Origin of the sequence: Sphaerisporangium fuscum (assembly GCF_018531465.1) — a bacterium.
Classification (GTDB): Bacteria; Actinomycetota; Actinomycetes; order Streptosporangiales; family Streptosporangiaceae; genus Sphaerisporangium; species Sphaerisporangium fuscum.
In genome coordinates, this window is the sequence record NZ_JAHDTF010000008.1 from 63,179 (window position 1) to 82,373 (window position 19,195).

At 71.8% G+C, this 19,195-nt stretch carries 15 protein-coding genes; 6 read left to right on the plus strand and 9 right to left on the minus strand.

The window, feature by feature from the left end; genetic code table 11:
* The first annotated feature begins 87 nt into the window (after window positions 1–87).
* Window positions 88–2,781 carry an AAA family ATPase gene (locus KIK05_RS11085; RefSeq protein ID WP_214410552.1) on the plus strand — a complete coding sequence of 898 codons (2,694 nt, stop codon included), beginning with the start codon at window positions 88–90 and terminating at the stop codon, window positions 2,779–2,781.
* A gap of 4 nt (window positions 2,782–2,785) precedes the next feature.
* Here KIK05_RS11085 and KIK05_RS11090 read toward each other — a convergent pair whose 3' ends face one another.
* The 3 genes from KIK05_RS11090 to KIK05_RS11100 are packed head-to-tail and all read right to left on the minus strand — an operon-like array spanning window position 2,786 to window position 5,056.
* On the minus strand, window positions 2,786–3,538 hold the full coding sequence (locus KIK05_RS11090; RefSeq protein ID WP_250562623.1) for an SDR family NAD(P)-dependent oxidoreductase: 753 nt from the start codon (window positions 3,536–3,538) through the stop codon (window positions 2,786–2,788).
* The gene (locus tag KIK05_RS11095; protein WP_214410553.1) at window positions 3,520–4,575 is read right to left on the minus strand and encodes a methyltransferase; all 1,056 of its coding nucleotides are present in this window, start codon (window positions 4,573–4,575) and stop codon (window positions 3,520–3,522) included. Before KIK05_RS11095 ends, KIK05_RS11090 begins: the two co-directional genes overlap by 19 nt.
* Window positions 4,576–4,591: 16 nt before the next feature.
* Window positions 4,592–5,056: an anthrone oxygenase family protein gene (locus KIK05_RS11100; RefSeq protein ID WP_308249855.1), complete on the minus strand. Its 465-nt coding sequence runs from the start codon at window positions 5,054–5,056 to the stop codon at window positions 4,592–4,594.
* 172 nt (window positions 5,057–5,228) lie between these two features.
* On the opposite strand from KIK05_RS11100, the gene KIK05_RS11105 reads away from it, so the two are divergent.
* Entirely contained in the window at window positions 5,229–5,684 is a 456-nt protein-coding gene (locus KIK05_RS11105) for an anthrone oxygenase family protein (RefSeq protein WP_308249856.1), read from the plus strand.
* Between the two features lie 95 nt (window positions 5,685–5,779).
* Complete coding sequence (locus KIK05_RS11110; protein WP_214410554.1) at window positions 5,780–6,535, plus strand: SchA/CurD-like domain-containing protein; 756 nt, start codon at window positions 5,780–5,782, stop codon at window positions 6,533–6,535.
* Between the two features lie 66 nt (window positions 6,536–6,601).
* Here the strand turns inward: KIK05_RS11110 and KIK05_RS11115 are convergent, their stop codons facing one another.
* Both KIK05_RS11115 and KIK05_RS11120 read right to left on the minus strand, forming a co-directional pair.
* Window positions 6,602–7,561 carry a cytochrome d ubiquinol oxidase subunit II gene (locus KIK05_RS11115; protein ID WP_214410555.1) on the minus strand — a complete coding sequence of 320 codons (960 nt, stop codon included), beginning with the start codon at window positions 7,559–7,561 and terminating at the stop codon, window positions 6,602–6,604.
* Between the two features lie 19 nt (window positions 7,562–7,580).
* Window positions 7,581–8,846 carry a cytochrome ubiquinol oxidase subunit I gene (locus KIK05_RS11120; protein WP_214410556.1) on the minus strand — a complete coding sequence of 422 codons (1,266 nt, stop codon included), beginning with the start codon at window positions 8,844–8,846 and terminating at the stop codon, window positions 7,581–7,583.
* A gap of 162 nt (window positions 8,847–9,008) precedes the next feature.
* On the opposite strand from KIK05_RS11120, the gene KIK05_RS11125 reads away from it, so the two are divergent.
* Together KIK05_RS11125 and KIK05_RS11130 are read left to right on the plus strand one after the other, a co-directional pair.
* On the plus strand, window positions 9,009–10,505 hold the full coding sequence (locus KIK05_RS11125) for a peptide MFS transporter (RefSeq protein ID WP_214410557.1): 1,497 nt from the start codon (window positions 9,009–9,011) through the stop codon (window positions 10,503–10,505).
* Entirely contained in the window at window positions 10,502–11,563 is a 1,062-nt protein-coding gene (locus tag KIK05_RS11130; RefSeq protein ID WP_214410558.1) for a glucose-1-phosphate thymidylyltransferase, read from the plus strand. The genes KIK05_RS11125 and KIK05_RS11130 overlap by 4 nt, the downstream gene beginning before the upstream one ends.
* A 75-nt stretch (window positions 11,564–11,638) precedes the next feature.
* Here KIK05_RS11130 and KIK05_RS11135 read toward each other — a convergent pair whose 3' ends face one another.
* Together KIK05_RS11135 and KIK05_RS11140 are read right to left on the minus strand one after the other, a co-directional pair.
* Window positions 11,639–12,451: an SDR family NAD(P)-dependent oxidoreductase gene (locus tag KIK05_RS11135; protein WP_214410559.1), complete on the minus strand. Its 813-nt coding sequence runs from the start codon at window positions 12,449–12,451 to the stop codon at window positions 11,639–11,641.
* 25 nt (window positions 12,452–12,476) lie between these two features.
* Window positions 12,477–14,117 (minus strand): FAD-dependent monooxygenase, encoded by a 1,641-nt coding sequence (locus KIK05_RS11140; RefSeq protein ID WP_214410560.1) that lies wholly within the window; start codon window positions 14,115–14,117, stop codon window positions 12,477–12,479.
* Window positions 14,118–14,278: 161 nt separating this feature from the next.
* Here KIK05_RS11140 and KIK05_RS11145 point away from each other — a divergent pair, with 161 nt between their 5' ends.
* A complete protein-coding gene (locus KIK05_RS11145) occupies window positions 14,279–15,484 on the plus strand; it encodes a cytochrome P450 (RefSeq protein ID WP_214410561.1) in 1,206 nt (401 codons plus the stop codon).
* Window positions 15,485–15,542: 58 nt separating this feature from the next.
* On the opposite strand, the gene KIK05_RS11150 is transcribed toward KIK05_RS11145, so the two are convergent.
* The gene (locus KIK05_RS11150; RefSeq protein ID WP_214410562.1) at window positions 15,543–17,138 is read right to left on the minus strand and encodes an FAD-dependent monooxygenase; all 1,596 of its coding nucleotides are present in this window, start codon (window positions 17,136–17,138) and stop codon (window positions 15,543–15,545) included.
* Window positions 17,139–17,228: 90 nt separating this feature from the next.
* On the minus strand, window positions 17,229–19,070 hold the full coding sequence (locus KIK05_RS11155) for an AfsR/SARP family transcriptional regulator (protein WP_308249857.1): 1,842 nt from the start codon (window positions 19,068–19,070) through the stop codon (window positions 17,229–17,231).
* Window positions 19,071–19,195 lie beyond the last annotated feature (125 nt).

Genomic DNA, 19,195 nt, shown 5'->3' on the forward strand with positions numbered 1-19,195 from the left:
GTTACGGACATTCGCCGGCCGGGGAATCCGTCATACATCGGCAATTACGGTCGCTGTGACCGTATTCGTATAGGTAGCGTGTCCTGCGTGCTGCACGGACGAGAAGCGGAGATATCGGCCATCGACCGGCTCATCGCCGAGGTGCGCACGGGGAGCAGCGGGGTCCTGGTGGTGCGCGGGGAGCCGGGCATCGGCAAGACGGCGCTGCTGGAACACGCGATGGCGAACGGCGCCGACCTGCAAATTCTGCGGAGTGTCGGCGTGCGGTCCGAGAGCGACCTGGCGTTCGCCGGGCTGCACCTGCTGATCCGTCCGGTGTTCGACCGGATGGCGGCGCTCCCCGAGCCGCAGCGGCTGGCCCTGCAGGGCGCCTTCGGCCTGGCCGACGCGCGGGGCGCCGACCGCCTGCTGGTCGGCCTCGGCGTGCTCTCCCTGCTGGCGGAGGCGGCAGAGGACGGGCCCGTCCTCTGCCTCGTCGACGACGCGCACTGGCTGGACCGCTCCTCGCTGGACGCGCTGACCTTCGCCGCGCGGCGGCTGGGCGCCGAGGGCGTCGGGCTGATCATGGCGACCCGGGGCGACCACATGCCCGGCCTTCCGGAGATCAGGCTGCGGGGGCTGAGCGCCGCCGCCGCGACCGCGATGCTGGAGGACGCCACGCTGTCCCCGGCCCTGCGTTACCGCGTCCTGGCCGAGGCGCAGGGCAACCCGCTGGCGCTGATCGAGCTGCCCGCCGCGCTGCGGGATGACGCCACCGCCCAGCGGCCGGGCGCCCTCCCGCTGACCAGCAGGCTGCGGGCGGCGTTCGCCGGGCAGGTCGACCATCTCCCCGAGCCGACCCAGACCCTGTTGCTGGTCGCGGCCGTGGCCGACAGGCTGGGGGAGGTGCTGGCGGCGGGGGAGCGGTTCGGCATCGGCGCCGCCGACCTGCTGCCGGCGGAGAAGGCCGGGCTGGTCGCGGTCGACGAGCGGGCCGTGGCGTTCCGCCATCCCCTGATCCGGGAGGCCGTCTACCAGCGGGCGCCGCTGAGCCTGCGCCTCGCCGTCCACGCCGCGCTCGCCGAGGTGCTGACCGGCGACCACAACGCCGACCGCCGGGCCTGGCACCGCGCGGCCGCGGCCGTCGGCTCCGACGAGCGGGCGGCGGGCGAGCTGGAGCGCACCGCCCTGCGTGCCGCCGACCGCCGCGGGTACGCCGCGGCGGCCACCGCCTACGAACGCGCCGCCGCGCTCACCGACGACCCCGGCGACCGGGTCAGACGGCTCGCCCTGGCCGCCGAGGCCGCCACGGAGGCGGGTGAACTCGACCGGGCGGGGACGCTCGCCCAGGAGGCTGGCGGACGCGTCGACGACCCGCTGCTGCGGGGGAGGCTCCTCCTGGTCCAGTCCACCGCCGACTTCTGGCGGGGACGCTACGGCGACGCCCACCGGCGGGTGCTGTCGGCCGCCGACCTCGTCCGCGAGACCGCGCCCGCCCAGGCGGTGCGCATGCTGACGCAGGCCTTCCACACGGGGTGGTACGTCGGTGAACCCGACCTCAAGGAGGTGGCGCGGCGGCTGCGCGAGATCTCGCTCCCGCCCGGCGAGCCGGCCGGGCTCGTGGCACGGGTGCAGGCCGGGGCCTTCACCCGTCTGGTCGAAGGGAACGACGACGGCCTTCCCCGCCTGAGCGACTGCGTGGCCGAGGCGCGGAAGGTGCTGACGAGTGAGCATCCTCGTGAGCAGCTGCTGGTGGCGGGGGCCTCACTCGTCATCGGGGCGGACGTCCACACGCTGGAGATCATCACGCGAGTGGCGGAGGACTGCCGGGCGCAGGGACGCATCGGCATGCTGCCGACGGTGCTGTTCTTCCTGGCGGAGGCGGAGATCTTCCACGAGGGACGCCACCACGACGCTTTCACCACCGTCTCCACCGCGCTGCGCATCGCCGAGGACACCGGCCAGCACCAGTGGGTCATCCAGCTGCAGAGCGTCCTGGCCTACCTCGCCGCGCTCGCCGGGGACGAGGAGGAGTGCCTCCGGCTCTGCGAGCAGGCGCTGGGCGGGGCGGTGGTCCCGATGCAGGGCGCCCTGTGGGTCGACTGGGCGCGCGCCGTGCTCGACCTCGGGTACGGCCGGGTGGGGGCCGCGCTCACGCGGCTGGAGTCCCTCGCCCAGGGGCCGGGCTGGTACCACATCTCGGCCATGCGCAGCGTGCCCGACCTGGTCGAGGCCGCCGTGCGTCACGGCGATCCCGAACGCGCCCGGCGGGCCTTCGCCCGGTACGAACGCTGGTCGGAGCTCTCCGAGCAGCCTCTGCCCCGGTCCCTGGCGGAGCGGTGCCGCGCCCTGCTGGGCTCCGACGCCGAGGTCGAGGACCGCTACCTGGCCGCGCTGAAGCACCGCGACCAGCCGTTCGAGCACGCCCGCACGTCGCTGCTGTACGGCGAGTGGTTGCGCAGGTGCCGCCGGAAGGCCGCCGCGGGCGGCCACCTGAGTGAGGCGCTGGAGACGTTCGAGCGGCTGGGCGCGCGCCCCTGGGCCGACCGCGCCAGGGCGGAGCTGGAGGCGACCGGCACGAAGGCCCCGCAGTCGCGGGCCCGGGGGATCCTGGCCGACCTGACCCCGCAGGAACTGCAGATCGTGCGCCTGGCGGCGCAGGGCCTGTCGAACAAGGACATCGCCGCCCAGCTGATCCTCAGCCCCCGCACCGTCGGCTACCACCTGTACAAGGCCTATCCCAAGCTGGGCGTCGCGTCCCGCGGCGAGCTCGCCTCGCTCGAGCTCGCCGGTCCCGGCTGACCGGTCAGAAGCCGCCGTCCACCGTGACGGTCTCGCCGGTCACGTAGCGGGCGAGGTCGCTGGCGAGGAACAGGACGACTCCGGCGACCTCCTCGGGGCGGCCGAGGCGGCCGAGGGCGATGACGGAGGTCAGGCGTCGCTGCTGTTCGGACACCTGGCCGGGCGGGTCGTCGGTGTCGATGACGCCGGGGGCGACGACGTTCACCCGGATCCCGCGCGGCCCCAGCTCCTTGGCGAGCGTGCGGCTCAGCCCGATGAGCCCCGACTTGGCCGCCGTGTAGTGCGCGCGGCCGGGCAGGCCGCGCAGAGCGGCGGCGGACCCGACGGTGACCACGGACGCGCCGTCGCCCAGCAGGTCGAGCGTGCCCCGCAGCACCAGGTACACGCCGGTGAGGTCGTTGGTCACGACCCGGTGCCACTCGTCGAGGCTCATCCGTTCCAGCGGCTGGTGGCCGATCACCCCCGCGTTGTTGACCAGGACGTCCAGGCCGCCCTGCCGGGCGCGGCACGCGGCGACGAGGTCGTCGACGTCCTCGGGACGGCTGACGTCCGCCCGGACGACGGCGTGGTCGCCGCCGATCTCCTTCAGCTCCCGGGCCAGGTCGGCGGCGGCCTCCTCGTCGGAGCGGTAGCAGGTGGTCACGTTCGCGCCCGCCTGTGCCAGTGCCCGTACGACGGCCCGGCCGATGCCGCGGGTGCCTCCGGTGACCAGGGCGTTCTTTCCCGACAGGTCGAGGTTCACGACGCCCTCCGGCATTCGAGGACGCTCCAGGCGCCGGTGGAGGGGGTGTCGACGAGCTCGAACCCGGCCTTCTCGATCAGGCCGCGCCACTCCCACAGGTCGCGCTCGCGCCCGCCGAACCTGATCATCATGTCGAGGTCGAGCAGCTTGGCGTGGTCCCATTGGTTGGAGGGCCCGATCACCTGCTCGACGATGAACAGGCGGGAGTGCTCGCCGGCCGTCATGGCCTCGCCGATCCGGGAAAGGATCTTCAGCGCGGCCTCGTCGTCCCAGTTGTGCAGCACCGCCTTCAGCACGTACGCGTCGCCGCCGGAGGGCACCTCCTGGAAGAAGTCGCCCGCCACGAACTTGGCGCGGCCCGCGACGCCCAGCTCGGCCAGGGTCCGCTCGGCCTCCGGGCCCACCCCGGGCAGGTCGAACAGCACGCCCTGCGTCAGCGGGGTCCTGCGGAGCAGGGCGCCCAGGAAGTGCCCGCGCCCGCCGCCGACGTCCACCATGAGGGAGAACCGCTCGGGCCGGATCTTGTCGGTGAGGCCGCGCGCGGTGACCCGGCTCATGTGCTCCATGGCCCGGTCGAACAGCGCGCCGCTCTCCTGGTCGGTCTGCAGGTACTCGAAGAACGGCACGCCGAAGACGTGCTCGAACGCGGGCTCGCCGGTCCGCACCGTGTGCATGGCGCCGGCGAGGGCCGCCCCGACCAGCTCGCCGCCGTTGAACAGCACGATGTCACGCACGTTGTCGGGATTGTCGCCGCGCAGCATCTCCGACAGGGGAGTGAGCGCGAAGGTGCCGTCGGGCAGCTCCTTCAGCAGCTCGATGGCGGTGGCCGCGCGCAGCACCCGCGCCAGCGACTCGGTGTGCGAGCCGGTGTCCTCGGCCAGCTCGGCGGCCGTGCGGGGGCCGTCCGCGAGACGGCTCGCGATGTCGAGCTCGGCCACCAGGTGGACGACCTGCGACACGCGTTTGCCGCTGGTCAGCAGCAGCAGGCGGGCGGCCGCGGGCAGCTGTCCCGAGTAGGGCGGCCCCACGATTCCCAGTGATTTGTTCTCCATCAGCCGCGGTCCCTTCTCAAAGGAGCGCAGTGGCGCTCGCCGCAAGATTGATCACCAGCGCGGCCACCGCGAGGGTGGTGCGCACCGCGTTCCACGTCCTCCACCTGTAGCGGGGGTCGCGGCGATCCCAGTCGTCCGGCAACGTGTCGGGGTCGAGTGAGATCAGGTACTTGTTGATCGGCACGTTCTTCGTCACCGAGATCGTCATCACGCCGCCCACCGTCAGCGCCGCCGCCGCGTACAGCGCGTGCCCCGCGACGCCGGGGGTGAGCCACGCCAGCACGAGGTCGACGACCGCCGTGGCGGCCAGTGTGACCGGCATGAACGGGTCGTAGCGCTGGGCGAGGAAGCCGTGCGCGTGCACGTACCTCGCCGGCGGGAGGGACAGCAGGAGCGGGACGCCTCCGAGAACGGTCGACAGCAGCACGCCCGCCGCCAGACCGTTGCCGGTCAGGGCGAGAAGCATGAGGACTCTGGTCACCTCGCCACCTTTCTCACGACCGTGATCCGGGTTCGACCATCCAGACCGGCTCTCGAATCCGCCTCGAAAGCCGCTGAAGCCCGAGTCCCCATGCGTCCTCTAGGGGCATTCGAGCCGGAGGGGCGAGCATGTCCGCACAAGCAGCCCCGACCGGAGGGAAGGTGACCGGATCGTGCTGGCCGAGGTGGCGGGCGTCGCGGTTCTCGTGGGCGCCGGGATCGTCGCCGGCGTCTTCGTCGCGGTGGCGGTGAGCGTGCTCCCGACCCTGATCGCGATGCCGGCGGACAGGTATGTGGAGACGCACCGGATGCTCGGCAAGGGGTATCACCCGCTGATGCCGCTGCTGGTCAACGCCACGATGCTGCTCGACATCGCTCTGGCGATCGCGTTGCGGGGCGCGCCGCGCGTCTCGTTCGCGGTCGCGGCCGTCCTGCTGCTCGGCAGTCAGTTCGTGTCGCACCTGTGCAACGTCCCGATCAACCGGTCGCTGCACGAGATCGACGTGACCGCGATCCCCTCCGACTGGAACGACCCGCGCCCCGTCTGGCGCAACTGGCACCTGCTGCGCACGGCGATCGCCCTCGCCGCGCTGGTCGCCACGGGCGCGGGGGCGGTGCTGCTCCCCTAGCGTCCGCAGGCTCTTCCCCGGGACGCGGGACCGTTCGCCGGCCCGCTGCCGGAGCTCAGGGCGGACATCGTCAACCCACAGGAAAGAGGAGTGCCATGGCCTTCGCCGCCATCACCTACCGAGTCAAGCCCGGCCACGAGGAGGAGATCGCCCAGATCTTCTCCCCGGCCAACTTCAAGCGCGCCGACACCCCTGTGATGCGCGACGACCAGGGCGGCCAGGCGGGACGGATCCTCAGCACGGGCCTGTTCATCCAGGACGACGTCATGGTGCGGGCCATCCAGTACGAAGGCGAACTGGAGGACGTCGCGCGCCACATGGGAGCCCAGCGGGGCGTGCGGGAGGCCGAGGAGCGCATCGCGCAGTACCTGGCCGAGGAGCGGGACACCTCCTCGGTGGAGGGCTTCATGTCGTACTTCAAGCGCAGCACCATGTTGTGCGTCCAGCAGCGCACGATCCAGGACGTGCCGGGCGCGCAGCTCGCGGCGCTGCGGTACCGCGTCAAGCCGGGATTCGAGAAGGAGATCGCGCAGGTCTTCAGCGAGGTCCAGGCGGAGGCCCGCCCGGCTCTGCGCGACCAGAACGGCCAGGAGGTCGGTCTGATCGTGGCCGTGGCGCTGTTCGTCAAGGACGATTCGATGATCCGCGTCGTGCAGTACGACGGCGAGCTGGAGGACGTGGCCCGGTACATGGCCAAGCGTGGTGGCCGTCCCGACATGGAGCGCAAGCTGGCCCCGTACATGGCCGAGGAGCGTCACGTGGAGACGCCGGAGGACTTCCTCAAGCAGTTCGAGAAGAACACCATGCGCCGCATCTCGATGCTCTCGGCCGGCCGGCAGCCGGTGGGCTGACGGACCGGCCACATGGGGAGGGCCCGGACGACCTCGAAGGTCGGCCGGGCCCTTTCCGGTGGGGGACTAGAAGAACACCGGCGATCGGTCGCCGACGGGGTGGCGGAAGGTCCACCACAGCCAGGCCTGGGCCAGCAGCAGCACCGGCAGCACCGGGACGGCCATGGAGGCGAACGCCGACAGCGAGGCGGCGTCGGTGCCTCCCTTGAGCACGGTGGCGCCGAGACCGGTCAGGGCCACGAGCACGGGCGTCGCGGCGCCGATCGCGGTCAGCGCGAATGCGCGGCCCGGCCGTGCGGTGGCGGCCCGTCCGGAGAGGACGACCGCGGCGGCGCCGGCCACGAGCAGCACCAGGGCGGGCACCGGCCAGACGACGGCGTCCCGCACGCCGCTCCAGAGCACGCCCGCGACGGCCGCCAGCGCCAGGGCGGCCAGCGCGGGCCGCAGGAGCATGGCCGCGAGACGCCGGGCCCGCTCGGCTGGGGCGCCCGGCACGCGCAGCGCGACGAAGCTCGCCCCGTGCAGCGCGAACAGCAGCGCCGTGGCGAGCGCGCAGAGCACCGTGAACGGGTTGAACAGGCGCAGGAACTCGCGCCCGCCCGCCCCGGGAAGACCCTCCAGGATGTTGCCGACCAGCAGGCCGAACGACAGCGCGAAGCACAGGCACGCGGCGGCGAGGGTCCTGTCCCAGAATGTGCGCCACTGATCGGGCTCGCGGCGGCTGCGGAACCAGGTGGCGGCGTCCTTGGCGATCCACGAGGCCAGCATCGCGATGACGATCGGCCAGCAGCCGCTCAACAGGTTGGCCTCGAAGTGGGGGAAGGCGGCGGTCATCACCCCGGCCGCGGCGATCAGCCACACCTCGTTGGGCAGGAAGAACGGTCCCATGCCGGTCAGCACGAGCCGTCGCCCGACGGGACCGTCGGCCAGCCTGGGCAGGAGCATGCCGAGACCGATGACGAAACCGTCGAGCACCGACCAGCCGCCCAGGATCACAACCAGGACGGTGAGCCATAAGACATCCATTGCGCTTCTCCTCAGCGGCTCAGTAAGCGGGGGACACGCTCTCTTGGCGCTCGTGCGGCTCCAGGTCGGCCATCGTGCGGCCGAGCACGACGCCGTCCGGCCCGCGTCTGGCGTACCTGGCGATGAGGTACCAGTCGGTCAGGACGCAGACGACGTACAGCGCGGTGAAGACGACCAGCGAGGCCAGGACGGGCCCGAAGGACAGGGGGGCCACCGCGTCGGCGGTCTTCAGCCGGCCGTACACCGCCCAGGGCTGCCTGCCGACCTCGCGCACCAGCCAGCCGGAGACGACCGCGGTGAACGGGATGGGGATCATCCAGGTGAGCAGGCGCAGCACCAGGCGGCGCCGCTCGATGAACTTGCCGATCAGGAGCAGCACGAAGATCAGGCCGATGTACTGGTAGATCTCGCCCACGGTCAGCATCCAGCTGAAGAAGCTCTTGATCCAGGTGGGCGGGCCGCCTGCCGCGGCCAGGTCGCCGGTCGGCCCGGGAACGCCGAGCTCCTGCAGCTTGCTCGGCTGGATGACGACGCCCTTGCTCGGCTGGGTGCGGGCCACCAGGTCGGCCTGCTGGAAGCCCATGATGCTGGTGAACCAGGCGGCGGCGAACGACACCAGGAGGCCGAGCCGCAGCGCGCGGCCGTGCAGGTCGCGGTCGCCGGTGTCGCGGCGCAGGTGCCAGGCGCTGACCCCGGCGATGAGGTAGCCGCCGATCAGCAGGGCCGCCGCCACGACGTGCTTGAGCGCGGCGAGCGCGTTGGGGTTGGTCAGCAGGGCCGACAGGTCGGCCAGGCGGGCGACCCCGTTCTCCACGACGTCGCCGACCGGGTGCTGCATGTAGCCGTTGGCGACGATGATCCAGAAGGCGGAGACGTAGGCGGTGATGGTGACCAGGTAGAACAGCAGCAGGTGGACGGCCTTGGGCAGCCGCCCCCAGCCGAATATCCACATGCCGAGGAAGGTCGAGTCGAGGAAGAACGCGACCAGCGTCTCCATGGCGAGCGGCGCGCCGAAGATGTTGCCGGTGTAGGCGGTGAGCCCCGTCCAGTTCAGGCCGAACTGGAACTCGAGTAACAGGCCGGTGACGATGCCGACCGCGTAGTTGATGACGTAGATCTGGCCCCAGAACTTCGTCATGCGCTCGTGCACCGGCTTACCGGTGATCGCATAGCGGGTCTGCATGAACGCGACGAAGGGGGCGAGCCCCAGCGTGACGATGACGAACAGGAAGTGAAGACTGGTCGTCACGGCGAACTGCAACCGGGCCAGGTTGAGAACTTCCACCACGCCCCCTATAAGAGTATACAGTCTATATGTAGAAGAGAAACCTATCGTACTCGGGAGTGACTGGAACAGCGATCCAGACGTCTTCGATCCCGGCACGAGACCTCTCCGAGATGGTCGGACGGACGCGGTACCGATTCGACGATTCGCGCGGAGAGTCCCATGTCCCCGTGGTCCCGTTACCCCCGATGGTTCGCAACGCTGTTCCTCACCGACATGTGGGAGAGGTTCAGCTTCTACGGGATGCAGGCCATCCTCGTGCTGTACGCCGTCACCCCCGCCGAGCGCGGCGGTCTCGGCCTGCCGGCCCCCACCGCCGCCGCCCTGTTCGGGGCGTACATGGCGACGGTCTTCCTGCTCGCCCAGCCCGGCGGCTGGATCGGCGACCGGGTCCTCGGCGAGCGCCGTGCGGTCACGTACGGCGGATGCCTCATCACCGCCGGACACCTGTGCATGGCGCTGCCCGTCACCGGTTCGGCGTACGCCGGGCTGGCGCTGATCGCGCTCGGCACCGGGCTGCTCAAGCCCAGCCTGAGCGCGTTGCTGAGCCGCTTCTACGGCCGCTCGGTGAAGCGCGAGGCCGCCTTCTCGATCTTCTACATGAGCATCCAGGTCAGCGCCATGCTCGCGCCGATCGTGACCGGCTTCCTGGGCGAGTACGTCAGCTGGCACGCGGGCTTCGGAGCCGCGGCCGTCGGCATGGCCTTCGGCGTCGCGCAGTTCGCAGCCGGGGCACGGCACCTGGAAGGACAGGGCGAGCGTCCCGTGCGGCGGGCCTCGCGCGCCGAGCTGGCCGTGCTCTACCGCAGGGCGGGCGTCGCCGCCGCCGTGGTGGCCGTCCTCGTGGCCGCCGACGTCGTCGCGGGCACGTTCTCCGTCGAGCACGTCCTGATGGCGCTCGGCCTGGTCTCCCTGGTCGCCCCTCCGGTGGCCCTGCGGGCGCTGCGGCGCGATCCGGCGCTGTCGGCCGGGGACCGGCGGCGGCTCGGCGCCGCCACCTGGCTCCTGCTCTGCTCGGCACTGTTCTGGATGGTCGTCAGCCAGGCCGGATCCCTGCTCAACCTGTTCGCCCGCGACCACGTCGACCGGGCGGTGGGCGCGTTCACCCTCCCGGCGGGGTGGCTGCAGAGCGCCACCCCGCTGATCATCCTCATCGTCGCGCCGCTGTTCGCCCGGACGTGGCTCCGCCTGGGCGACCGGTTCGGCGTGCGGGAGAAGTTCGTGCTCGGGCTGGTCCTCGCCGGCTCCAGCTTCCTGGTGATGTTCGGCGCCGCCGCCGAGGCCGGCGACGGCCGCGTACCGGTCCTGTGGCTGCTCGCGGTCTACCTCCTGCAGGCCTGCGGCGAGATCACGCTGGGCCCGGTGGGCCTCAGCGCCGTGGCCGGGGCCGCGCCGCCCGCCTTCAGGGTTCGCATGATGGGCCTGTACTGGCTCTTCGTGGCCTTCGGCGCCTCTCTCGGCAGCATCGTGGTACGCGCGTCCGCCGCGATCTCCCCGGCGGCCTACTACCTCCTCGTCGGCGCGGCGCTCGTCGCCGCCGCCGGCGCCCTGGCCCTGTTCGGCGGACGCGTCAAACGGCTGTTCGCCGACGGGCAGGAGGAGACCCCCGATCAGAAACCCGTTGTGTTGACGCCGGTATCCCTTCAGGAGGAACGATGAAAGCCCTCGTGCTCTCGGGCGGCAGCGGTACCCGTCTGCGCCCGCTCAGCCACACGATGCCCAAACAACTCGTCCCCATCGCCAACAAACCGGTCCTCGCCTACGGCCTCGAAGCGATCCGCGACGCCGGGATCACCGAGGTCGGCATCGTGGTCGGCGACCGGATGGAGGACATCCGCGAGATCGTCGGCGACGGCGAGCGGTACGGGATCAAGGTCACCTACATTCCGCAGGCGGCGCCGCTCGGCCTCGCGCACGCCGTGGTCATCGCCCGCGAGTTCCTCGGCGGGGACGACTTCCTGATGTACCTCGGCGACAACGTCGTCCTGGAGGGCATCGACGAGCTGGTGGGCCGATTCCGGGCCGCCCCCTGCGACGCCCAGATCACCGTCCACCCGGCCGACCCCCGGGAGGGCGGGCTCGCGGTGCTGGACGCCGGCGGGCGCGTGGTCGCGGTGGAGGAGAAGCCCAAGAACCCGACGAGCAACCTCGCCCTGATGGGCATCTACGTGTTCACCCCCGTCATCCACGAGGCCGTACGGTCCATCCCGCCGAGCGCGCGCGGCGAGCTGGAGATCACCGACGCGATCGGCTGGCTCATCGAGAAGGGGTACGACGTCAGGGGGCACCACTACCAGGGGTTCTGGCGGGACGCCGGGATGATCGACAGCCTGCTGGAGTGCAACCAGGCGGTCCTCGACCACGCCGGGCCGCGCATCCTGGGCAAGGTGGACGAGGACACCGAGGTGATCGGGCGGGTGGTCGTCGAGGAGGGCGCCACGGTCACCCGGTCGCGGCTCGTCGGCCCCCTCGTCGTCGGCGCCGAGGCCATCGTGGACGGCAGCTACCTCGGCCCCTACACCTCGGTGGGGGAGCAGTGCGTCATCGAGGACGCCGCCGTGGAGTACTCGATCGTCATGGACCGCGCCGTCATCCGCGACGTGCGCGGGATCCACGGCTCGCTGATCGGGCGGGCCACGACCGTGCGGACCGCGACCTCCGTGCGGGCCGGGCACCGGCTGGTGCTGGGTGAGCACAGCCAGATCGTCCTCAGCTGAACGGAGTACGGAAATGTCCCGGCGGCCGGCCTCGGAAGAGACCGGCCGCCGGGACGTTTCTCGTTCGGGCCCGGCTCACGCCGTGAAGGACTCGGCCAGCCGGCGCGAGGTCTCGACGTCCCACCCGGGGTACAGCAGGCGGTTCACCAGGCGGCGGGGGGCGTGCCGGGCGAGGAACACCTTCAGCTTGTACTCCCCGCCCGGGATGTGCACCGGCCGCCCCGCCTCCAGGGCCTTCAGCGCCTCGTGCACGACGAACTCCGGCTCGCGCACCCTGCCGAGCGTCCAGCCGCGCCTGCCGCGGGAGCGGTGCAGGTTGGTGCGGGTCGACCCCGGGCACAACGCCAGCACGTGCACCCCGAGCGCCCGCACCTCGCTGTGCACCGTCTGGCTGAGCGAGGTGACGAACGCCTTGGCCGCCGCGTACGGCGCCCCGCCGGGGATGTGCAGGTAGCCCATCGCCGACGACACGTTGATGACCCCGCCGTGCCGCCGCCGCGCCATCGCGCCGACGGCGGCGTGGGTGAGGCGCAGCACGGCGAGCACGTTGAGGCGGAGGTTGTACTCCTCGGTGCCGGCGTCCCGCGCGGCGAACGGGCCCACCTGGCCGATCACGCCGGCGTTGTTGACGAGCAGGTCGACGGGCTCGTCCGCCTGGGACAGCCGGCGCTCCACCCGGGCGAGGTCGTCCGGCTCGGCCAGGTCGGCCACCAGGACCGTCACCTCCGTGCCGTGCCGCTTGCGGAGTTCCCGCGCGAGGTCGTCCAGCGCCTCCTCGTCGCGCGCCACCAGCACCAGGCCGGCGCCGCGCGCGGCGAGCTCCCTGGCGAAGGCGGCGCCGAGGCCGCCGGATGCGCCGGTGACCAGCGCCCTGCGGTGCTGTCGCATGTGGTCTCCTTCCACAGCCGATCCCTCAGACCAGGGAGGGGACGGTCCGGGCGTGCAGGATGCGGGAGAGGGCGCCGGTCAGGTGCCGGGCCGGGTCCTCCGGCGCGGTCGCGGCGCGCCAGGCGACGAACCCGTCGGGCCGGATGAGCACGGCTCCGTCAGGTCCCACGCCGAAGGCCTCGCCGAAGCGTCCCAGCGGGTCGGCGAGGACGCCCTGGCCGCTCACGGCCTCGGCGAGCGCGGGCGTGACCCGGTGGGCGGTCACGGGCACGCCGCACCGCGCCGCGGCGTCGGCGGCGGCCTTCGTCCAGGAGATGCCGGCCGGTCCGGCGAGCAGGACGAAGTCCCGGCCGAGCAGGTCGAGAAGGTCGACGCGCTCGCCCGGCCGCGCGAACACCAGATGCGGGGCGCGCACCCCGACGCCGTACGTCTCCCCGGAGCCGGGCTCCGCGCCGGTGTCCCCGGCGATGACGGCGTCCGAGCGGTAGCGGTAGGTGAACATCAGCTCGGCGTCGGAGCGGATCACCGGGGCCGGTCCGCCGGCGTCGCCCCTGGTCATCCGCGACCGGTCCTTCGACCTCAGGACGACCTGCCCCACCGTCTCGGTGGCGACCGGCCGGCGTTCGGCGTCGTAGCTGTCCAGGAGCGCGGGGCCGGCCAGGTCCTCGAGGGCCAGGGCGAGCTTCCAGGCCAGGTTGTGCGCGTCCTGGACCCCGGTGTTGGAGCCGAAGGCGCCGGTCGGCGGCATGACGTGCGCCGCGTCGCCCACCAGGAACACACGGCCGTCGCGGAAGGTCTCCGCCACGTTCGCCGCCATCGCCCAGGGAGCGGCCTGCTCCACGGTCACCTTCAGATCGGGGACGCCCACGGCGGCGCGCACCAGCTCGCGGCACTCCTCCTCGCTCATCGCGGCCGCGCGCTCCGGCTCGCACTCGACGTGCAGGAGCCAGCGGTCGGCGTTGTTGACCGGCAGCAGCGCGGCCCGTACGGGGAGCGCGGTGAGGTAGCAGATGACGAAGCGGCGCGCGCCCAGCACCTCGCGCAGGTCGGCGGTGAAGGAGATGTTGAGGAAGTCGCTCAGCGTCCCGGGCCCGGCCACGCCGATGCCGAGCCGCTCGCGGACGCCGCTGCGGGCGCCGTCGGCCGCGACCAGGTAGCGGGAGCGGATCGTCCGGACGGTTCCCGTCGCCAGGTCCCGGACCGTCACGGTCACGCCGTCGTCGTCCTGCTCGAATCCGGTCATCTCGGTGCCGAACCTGATGTCCGCCCCGAGTTCGCGGGCGCGGGCGGCGATGGCCGGCTCCGCCTCGTCCTGGTGGCACAGGCACCAGGAGACCGGGGTGTACTCGGAGAAATCGGTGTCGGTGTCCATGAAGTACGCCTGGTCGAGCCGGCGGTACTCGCCCGAGGCGAGCGTCTCGGCCATCACCACCCCGGAGTTGCCCGCCAGCGCCCGGGCGGACTCGGCGGCGCGCAGCCGGGGCTCGACCCCCGCCTGCCGGAACAGTTCCATGGTGCGCGGATTGATGCCGCGGGCACGCGGGTGCGTGGAAAGGCCGTGGTGCCGTTCCACCAGGACGCAGTCAACACCTCGCTGGGCGAGGAAAAGGGCCTGCGAAAGGCCGACCAGGCTTCCGCCCACGATCACCACCGAAGGGGACTCCATCCCGCCCTACCTCCATCTTCGACGTCGTAGCCTGGCCCGAGCCTAGTCGTGCGATGATATGTATGACAATTATCGGTTAATCGCTTCGAGGGGTTTTCGAGCCGGTTTCCAGCGGGTTGTTCAATGATATTCTCGCCCACCCTCTTAATTCAGGAGAAACTGTGGCCGAGCCCGCGGAGAAGAATCACGAGTTGACGTTTCCGCCGGAGATCCCGGTGCCGTACGAGCCCGCTCCGGCCTTCGCCGGGCTGAGGCGGTCGCGGCCGGCCGTGCCGGTCCGGCTGCCCACGGGCGACCGGGCGTGGCTGGTGACCCGGCACGCCGACAACCGGCGGCTGCTGGCCGACCCGCGCCTGAGCCGCGCGGCGGCGGCCGCGCCGGGAGCGCCGAGGGCGCGCGCCATCCCGCTGGAGCGCGACTCCATGACGACCATGGACCCTCCCGAGCACACCCGGCTGCGCGGCCTGGTCATGCGGGCCTTCACTGCTCGGCGGGTGGAACGCCTCAGGCCGCGCGTGGAGGACCACGTCGCCGACCTGCTGGACACCATGGCACGCGACGGGGCGCCCGGCGACATCGTGAGCGGCTTCGCCCGCCCCCTGGCCATCACGGTCATCTGCGAGCTCCTCGGCGTGCCCAAGGAGGACCGCGAGGGCTTCCAGAGCTGGACGGACACCTACCTGGCCGTCACCGGCCGCACTCCCGACGCCATGCGGGAGGCCGGTGACCGGCTGAAGGCGTTCCTCCGCGAGCTCGTCGCCGCCAAGCGGCGCGAGCCGGCCGACGACCTGCTGAGCGAGCTGGCCGCCGCCGAGGAGGACGATCGGCTGAGCGAGGCGGAGCTCGTCACGCTGGGGGTGACACTCCTGGTGGCGGGCTACGAGACCGCGGCGAACCTCATCTCGGGGGCGGTCTTCGCCCTGCTGCGGCACCCGGACCAGCTCGCGCTACTACGGCGCGACCGGGCGCTCATGCCCCGGGCGGTGGAGGAGCTGCTGCGGTACGTGCCGCTGGCCGTCACCGGCGGCACGATCCGCGTGGCCGTGGCGGACGTCGAGCTGGGAGGTGTCGTCATCAAGGCGGGCGAGGCCGTGCTGCCCGCGACGACGTCGGCCAACCGGGACGCCGCCGTGTTCGACCGGCCCGACGGACTCGACCTCACGCGGGACCCCAACCCCCACCTGGCCTTCGGGCACGGCCCGCACCACTGCCTCGGTGCGCAGCTCGCCCGCCTGGAGCTGGGCGCGGCGCTGGCGGGCCTCCTGGCGCGGTTCCCGGCCCTGCGCCCGGCCGTCGACCTGGAGGGGATCTCGTGGACCCGGGCCAAGATGATCCGCGGCCCGGAGGCCCTGCCGGTCGCCTGGTAGGCGGCACAGGGACGGGGACGAGGCGGTCGGCCATGAGGGCGACCGCCTCGTGGCGTGTTCAGACGCGGCACAGAACGCTCGTCATGGCCTCGTCCAGGGCGAGGAGCGGATCCGGGGGGCAGTGCGTGGCGCGCCAGGCGACGAAACCGTCGGGACGCACCAGTACCGCGCCGGCCGGGCCGATGCCGTGCGCCTGGCAGCCGTCCGGCACCTCGACGTCCGGCCCCATGCGGTAGGCGTCCAGGCGCGGGCCGAAGCCGCCGGCGACCTTGGGCACCGCCTCCACCCAGGCGTCCGTCGCGGCGCCCGACAGCAGCACGAAGCCGCGCCCGTACAGGTCGAGGAGGGAGATCTCGCGGCCTCCGGCGCGGGCCGGCAGGTGCGGGGCCCGGGTGCCGGGCTGCCCGGCCAGGGCCGAAGGGGAGAGGAAGCGCGGGCAGGAGCCCTCGATGACCGCCTCCGACGTGTAGGTGTAGCCGAGGATCACCGATTCCGAGCGCCACAGCTGCGCCGCCCGCTCCTCCGGCACCAACCCCATGTTGACCTCGCGCTTGAGCGTCGCCTGCGTGATGGTCATGTCCGCCACGGGCCGGCGCTCCTCCTCGTAGCTCGCCAGCAGGCCCGGTCCGGCCTGCCCGCCGAGCACCTCGGCGAGCTTCCAGGCGAGGTTGTGCGCGTCCTGGATGCCGGTGCCCGAGCCGTACGCCCCGGACGGAGGCATGGAGTGGGCGGCGTCGCCCGCCAGGAAGACCCTGCCTGACCGGTAGCTGGTGGCGAGCAGGGCGTCGATGTCGTAGGAGAGCACGGTGGTGCCGTCGGCGAGTTGCGGCACGATGCGCACGTCGAGGTCCGGCACTCCGACGGCGGCGCGGATCAGCCGGATCGAGTGCTCCTCGGTGAAGGTCTCGGGGGACTCGCCCCGCCGGGGATCGTAGGGGAAGCTGACCACCCACCGCTCGTCGCAGTCGTGCGGCATCAGCACGGTGCCCAAGATGGGTTCCCGCAGGTGGGACAGGCCGACCGACCGGCCGCGCAGCGCCTTCGACAGGTCGCCCTCGAACACCAGCGTCACGGTGTGCCCGAGCCGGCCCAAGCCGGTGCGGGGGATGCCGAGCCTCTCGCGGATAGGGCTCGGTCCCCCGTCGGCAGCGATCATGTACTCGGCCCGGACCACCTCCTCACGTCCGGTCGCGAGATCCGTGAGCGTCGCGGTCACGCCGCCCTCGTCCGGGTCGAACCCTTCGAGACGGGTGGCGAACCTGACGTCCGCGCCCAGCCTCACCGCATGGCGCCGCAGGATGGTCTCCAGGACATCCTGGTCGATCGGGACCCATGGGCAGGGACTGGCGTCGCGGCTGTCCTTCTCGATCTCCATCGGCCGGCGGCGGTCCTCCGGCCCCGCCAGCGTGGCGGCGTGCAGGATGATCTTCCCGTCGAAAGGTCTCCGGGCCGCGAGGATCTCCTCCTCCAGGCCCACCTGCCGGTAGAGCTCAAGTGTGCGTGAGTTGATCGTGCGCGCCCGCGGGTGGATCAGTGTGCCGGAGTGCCGCTCGACCAGCAGGACGGGAACGTCCTGCGCGGCCAGGAACACCGCGGCGCTCAACCCGGTGAGCCCGCCACCCACGATCAGAACGGCTGGGCGGTGGTGATGCATAGTGGAGAGCCCTCCTCGGGAGCCGTCGGAACCGTCGCTCCGATGGTCGCCCGTGTCACTCGAAGTGCTCTCGAATCGCGATAGGCCCTCTCAGAGGGCGCAGGGTGACTCCTCGGCGCACTGCACGCCGTAGAGACGGACCAGTTCGGGGATGGCGCAGGAGAAGTCGCCGTGCGGCATCGACTGGGAGACGGTCATCAGCCGCATGTCCAGCAGGTGGAAGAGGATCTCCTCGGCGGAGCTGTCGCTGACATTGAGCAGGTCGGCGGTGCTGCGGGGGGAGAACTCCCGCTCCTGCGAGGAGCCCAGCACCGTGAACGCCTCCCGCATCTTCGGGTCGAGCTGCCGGAAGCTGTACTCCAGCCGGGTGCCGACGTCGAGGTCGCCCCACCGCAGCCAGTCCAGCCGGCAGCTCTCGTCGGCGAGCTTGGCGCGGTAGCGCTCCAGCGTCCAGTGCGGGGCCGCCGCCAGGCGCTCCCCGGCGATGCGCAGGCCGAGGGGCAGCGCGCCGCACATCTCGACGATGTCGCGCGCCGCGCCCTCCTCGTCGGCGACCCGCCGCTCCCCGATGATGCGCCGCAGCAGCTCGAGCCCCGACGAGACGTCGAAGGCGCCCAGCTCGATCTGGTCGGCGCTGGTGAGGCCGTAGAGCGGCGAGCGGCTGGTGACGATCACCGAGCTGTTGGTCCCGGTGGGGCACAGCGGCCGCACCTGCGCCGCCGAGAAGGCGTCGTCCAGGACGACGAGCAGGCTGCGGTCGGCGCTCCAGGTACGGAACAGGCCGCTGCGGGCCTCGAGCCCCGAGGGGATCTGGCTGTCGCGGAAGCCGCCGGCCCGGAGCATCGCCCCTAGCGCGTCCTCGGGATCTCTCGGCTCCGCCGACATGCCGCGCAGGTTGACGTACAGCTGGCCGTCGGCGAAGCGGTCCCGGATCCGGTGCCCGACGTGCGTGGCGAGCGCCGTCTTGCCCACTCCGGCCATGCCGGTGAGCGACACGATCGGCAGCGCCTTGCTGTTGGCGGGCCCGACGAGCGAGAGCTCCACCCGGTCGCGGATCTCCGACCGGTCGGTGAAGTCGACGATGTCCGGTGGGAGCTCGGCCGGCGCCGTCCTCGGTGGCGGCGTGGCGGGCGGGCGGGCCGACTCGGCCTTGCGCGGCGGCAGGTCGAGGGAAGGGTCGCCCCGCAGGATCGCCTGCTGGAGCCGCTGCACCGGCTGCGAGGGCTCCAGGCCGAGCTCGTCGTTCAGCATGGCGCGCAGCTGCTGGTAGACGGCCAGCGCCTCGCTGCGCCGTTCGGACCGGTACAGCGCGAGCATGAGCCGGGAGTAGAAGCCCTCGCAGATCGGGTAGTTGGAGGTCAGCTCCTTCAGCTCGCTGATCTGCTCGCGGTGCCGGCCGAGGCGCAGGGCGGCGTCCATCCGCATCTCCAGCGCGTTCAGGCGGCCTTCCTCGAGTTTGGTGGAGTGCGCCTCCAGCAGGCGCCCGCGTGGCACGTCGGTCAGGGCGTGCCCGCGCCAGAGGTTCAGCGCGTGGCCCAGCGTCTCGGAAGCCTGCTCCAGTTCGCCCCCTTGGAGCAACTCCCTGCCCTGCTTGACGAGTCGTTCGAAGTGGTGGACGTCGATGGCCTCCGGCGGCACCTGTGCCTCATAACCGGCGGCCTTGGTGACGAGCAGCTCCTCTCCCGGCTGTCCGGCCGCGGTCATCATCCTTCGAAGTTGATAGATGTAGGTCTGCAGCGTGGTCGCGGCGCTGATCGGCGGCGAATCACCCCATAACTCGTCTATCAACGAGTCTGCACGAGTGATCCTGTTGTAATTAATCAATAGCAACGACAGCACCGTGCGGAGTTTCGGTGCGGAAGGCGTTAAGTCTTGCTCGCCGATGCGCACCTCAAATGTACCTAAAACCTTGAAATGCATGACGGACCCCATCGCCCCGGCCTCGGTTCGGCATATGCCGATGGAATGCCCCCTTTGTAGGCGATTACCACAGTAAGCCAAGCACGAGTAGAAAGTCTACCCATTCGCGGCTCGGATCTTGGCTTCCTTCGGTGGGG

Coding starts and splice junctions, on each gene's coding strand:
- KIK05_RS11095 (WP_214410553.1), bottom strand. CDS start 4,575: ATGGAGAACAAATCACTGGGAATCGTGGGGCCGCCCTACTCGGGACAG.
- KIK05_RS11155 (WP_308249857.1), bottom strand. CDS start 19,070: ATGGGGTCCGTCATGCATTTCAAGGTTTTAGGTACATTTGAGGTGCGC.
- KIK05_RS11135 (WP_214410559.1), bottom strand. CDS start 12,451: ATGCGACAGCACCGCAGGGCGCTGGTCACCGGCGCATCCGGCGGCCTC.
- KIK05_RS11150 (WP_214410562.1), bottom strand. CDS start 17,138: ATGCATCACCACCGCCCAGCCGTTCTGATCGTGGGTGGCGGGCTCACC.
- KIK05_RS11130 (WP_214410558.1), top strand. CDS start 10,502: ATGAAAGCCCTCGTGCTCTCGGGCGGCAGCGGTACCCGTCTGCGCCCG.
- KIK05_RS11090 (WP_250562623.1), bottom strand. CDS start 3,538: ATGCCGGAGGGCGTCGTGAACCTCGACCTGTCGGGAAAGAACGCCCTG.
- KIK05_RS11140 (WP_214410560.1), bottom strand. CDS start 14,117: ATGGAGTCCCCTTCGGTGGTGATCGTGGGCGGAAGCCTGGTCGGCCTT.
- KIK05_RS11110 (WP_214410554.1), top strand. CDS start 5,780: ATGGCCTTCGCCGCCATCACCTACCGAGTCAAGCCCGGCCACGAGGAG.
- KIK05_RS11115 (WP_214410555.1), bottom strand. CDS start 7,561: ATGGATGTCTTATGGCTCACCGTCCTGGTTGTGATCCTGGGCGGCTGG.
- KIK05_RS11125 (WP_214410557.1), top strand. CDS start 9,009: ATGTCCCCGTGGTCCCGTTACCCCCGATGGTTCGCAACGCTGTTCCTC.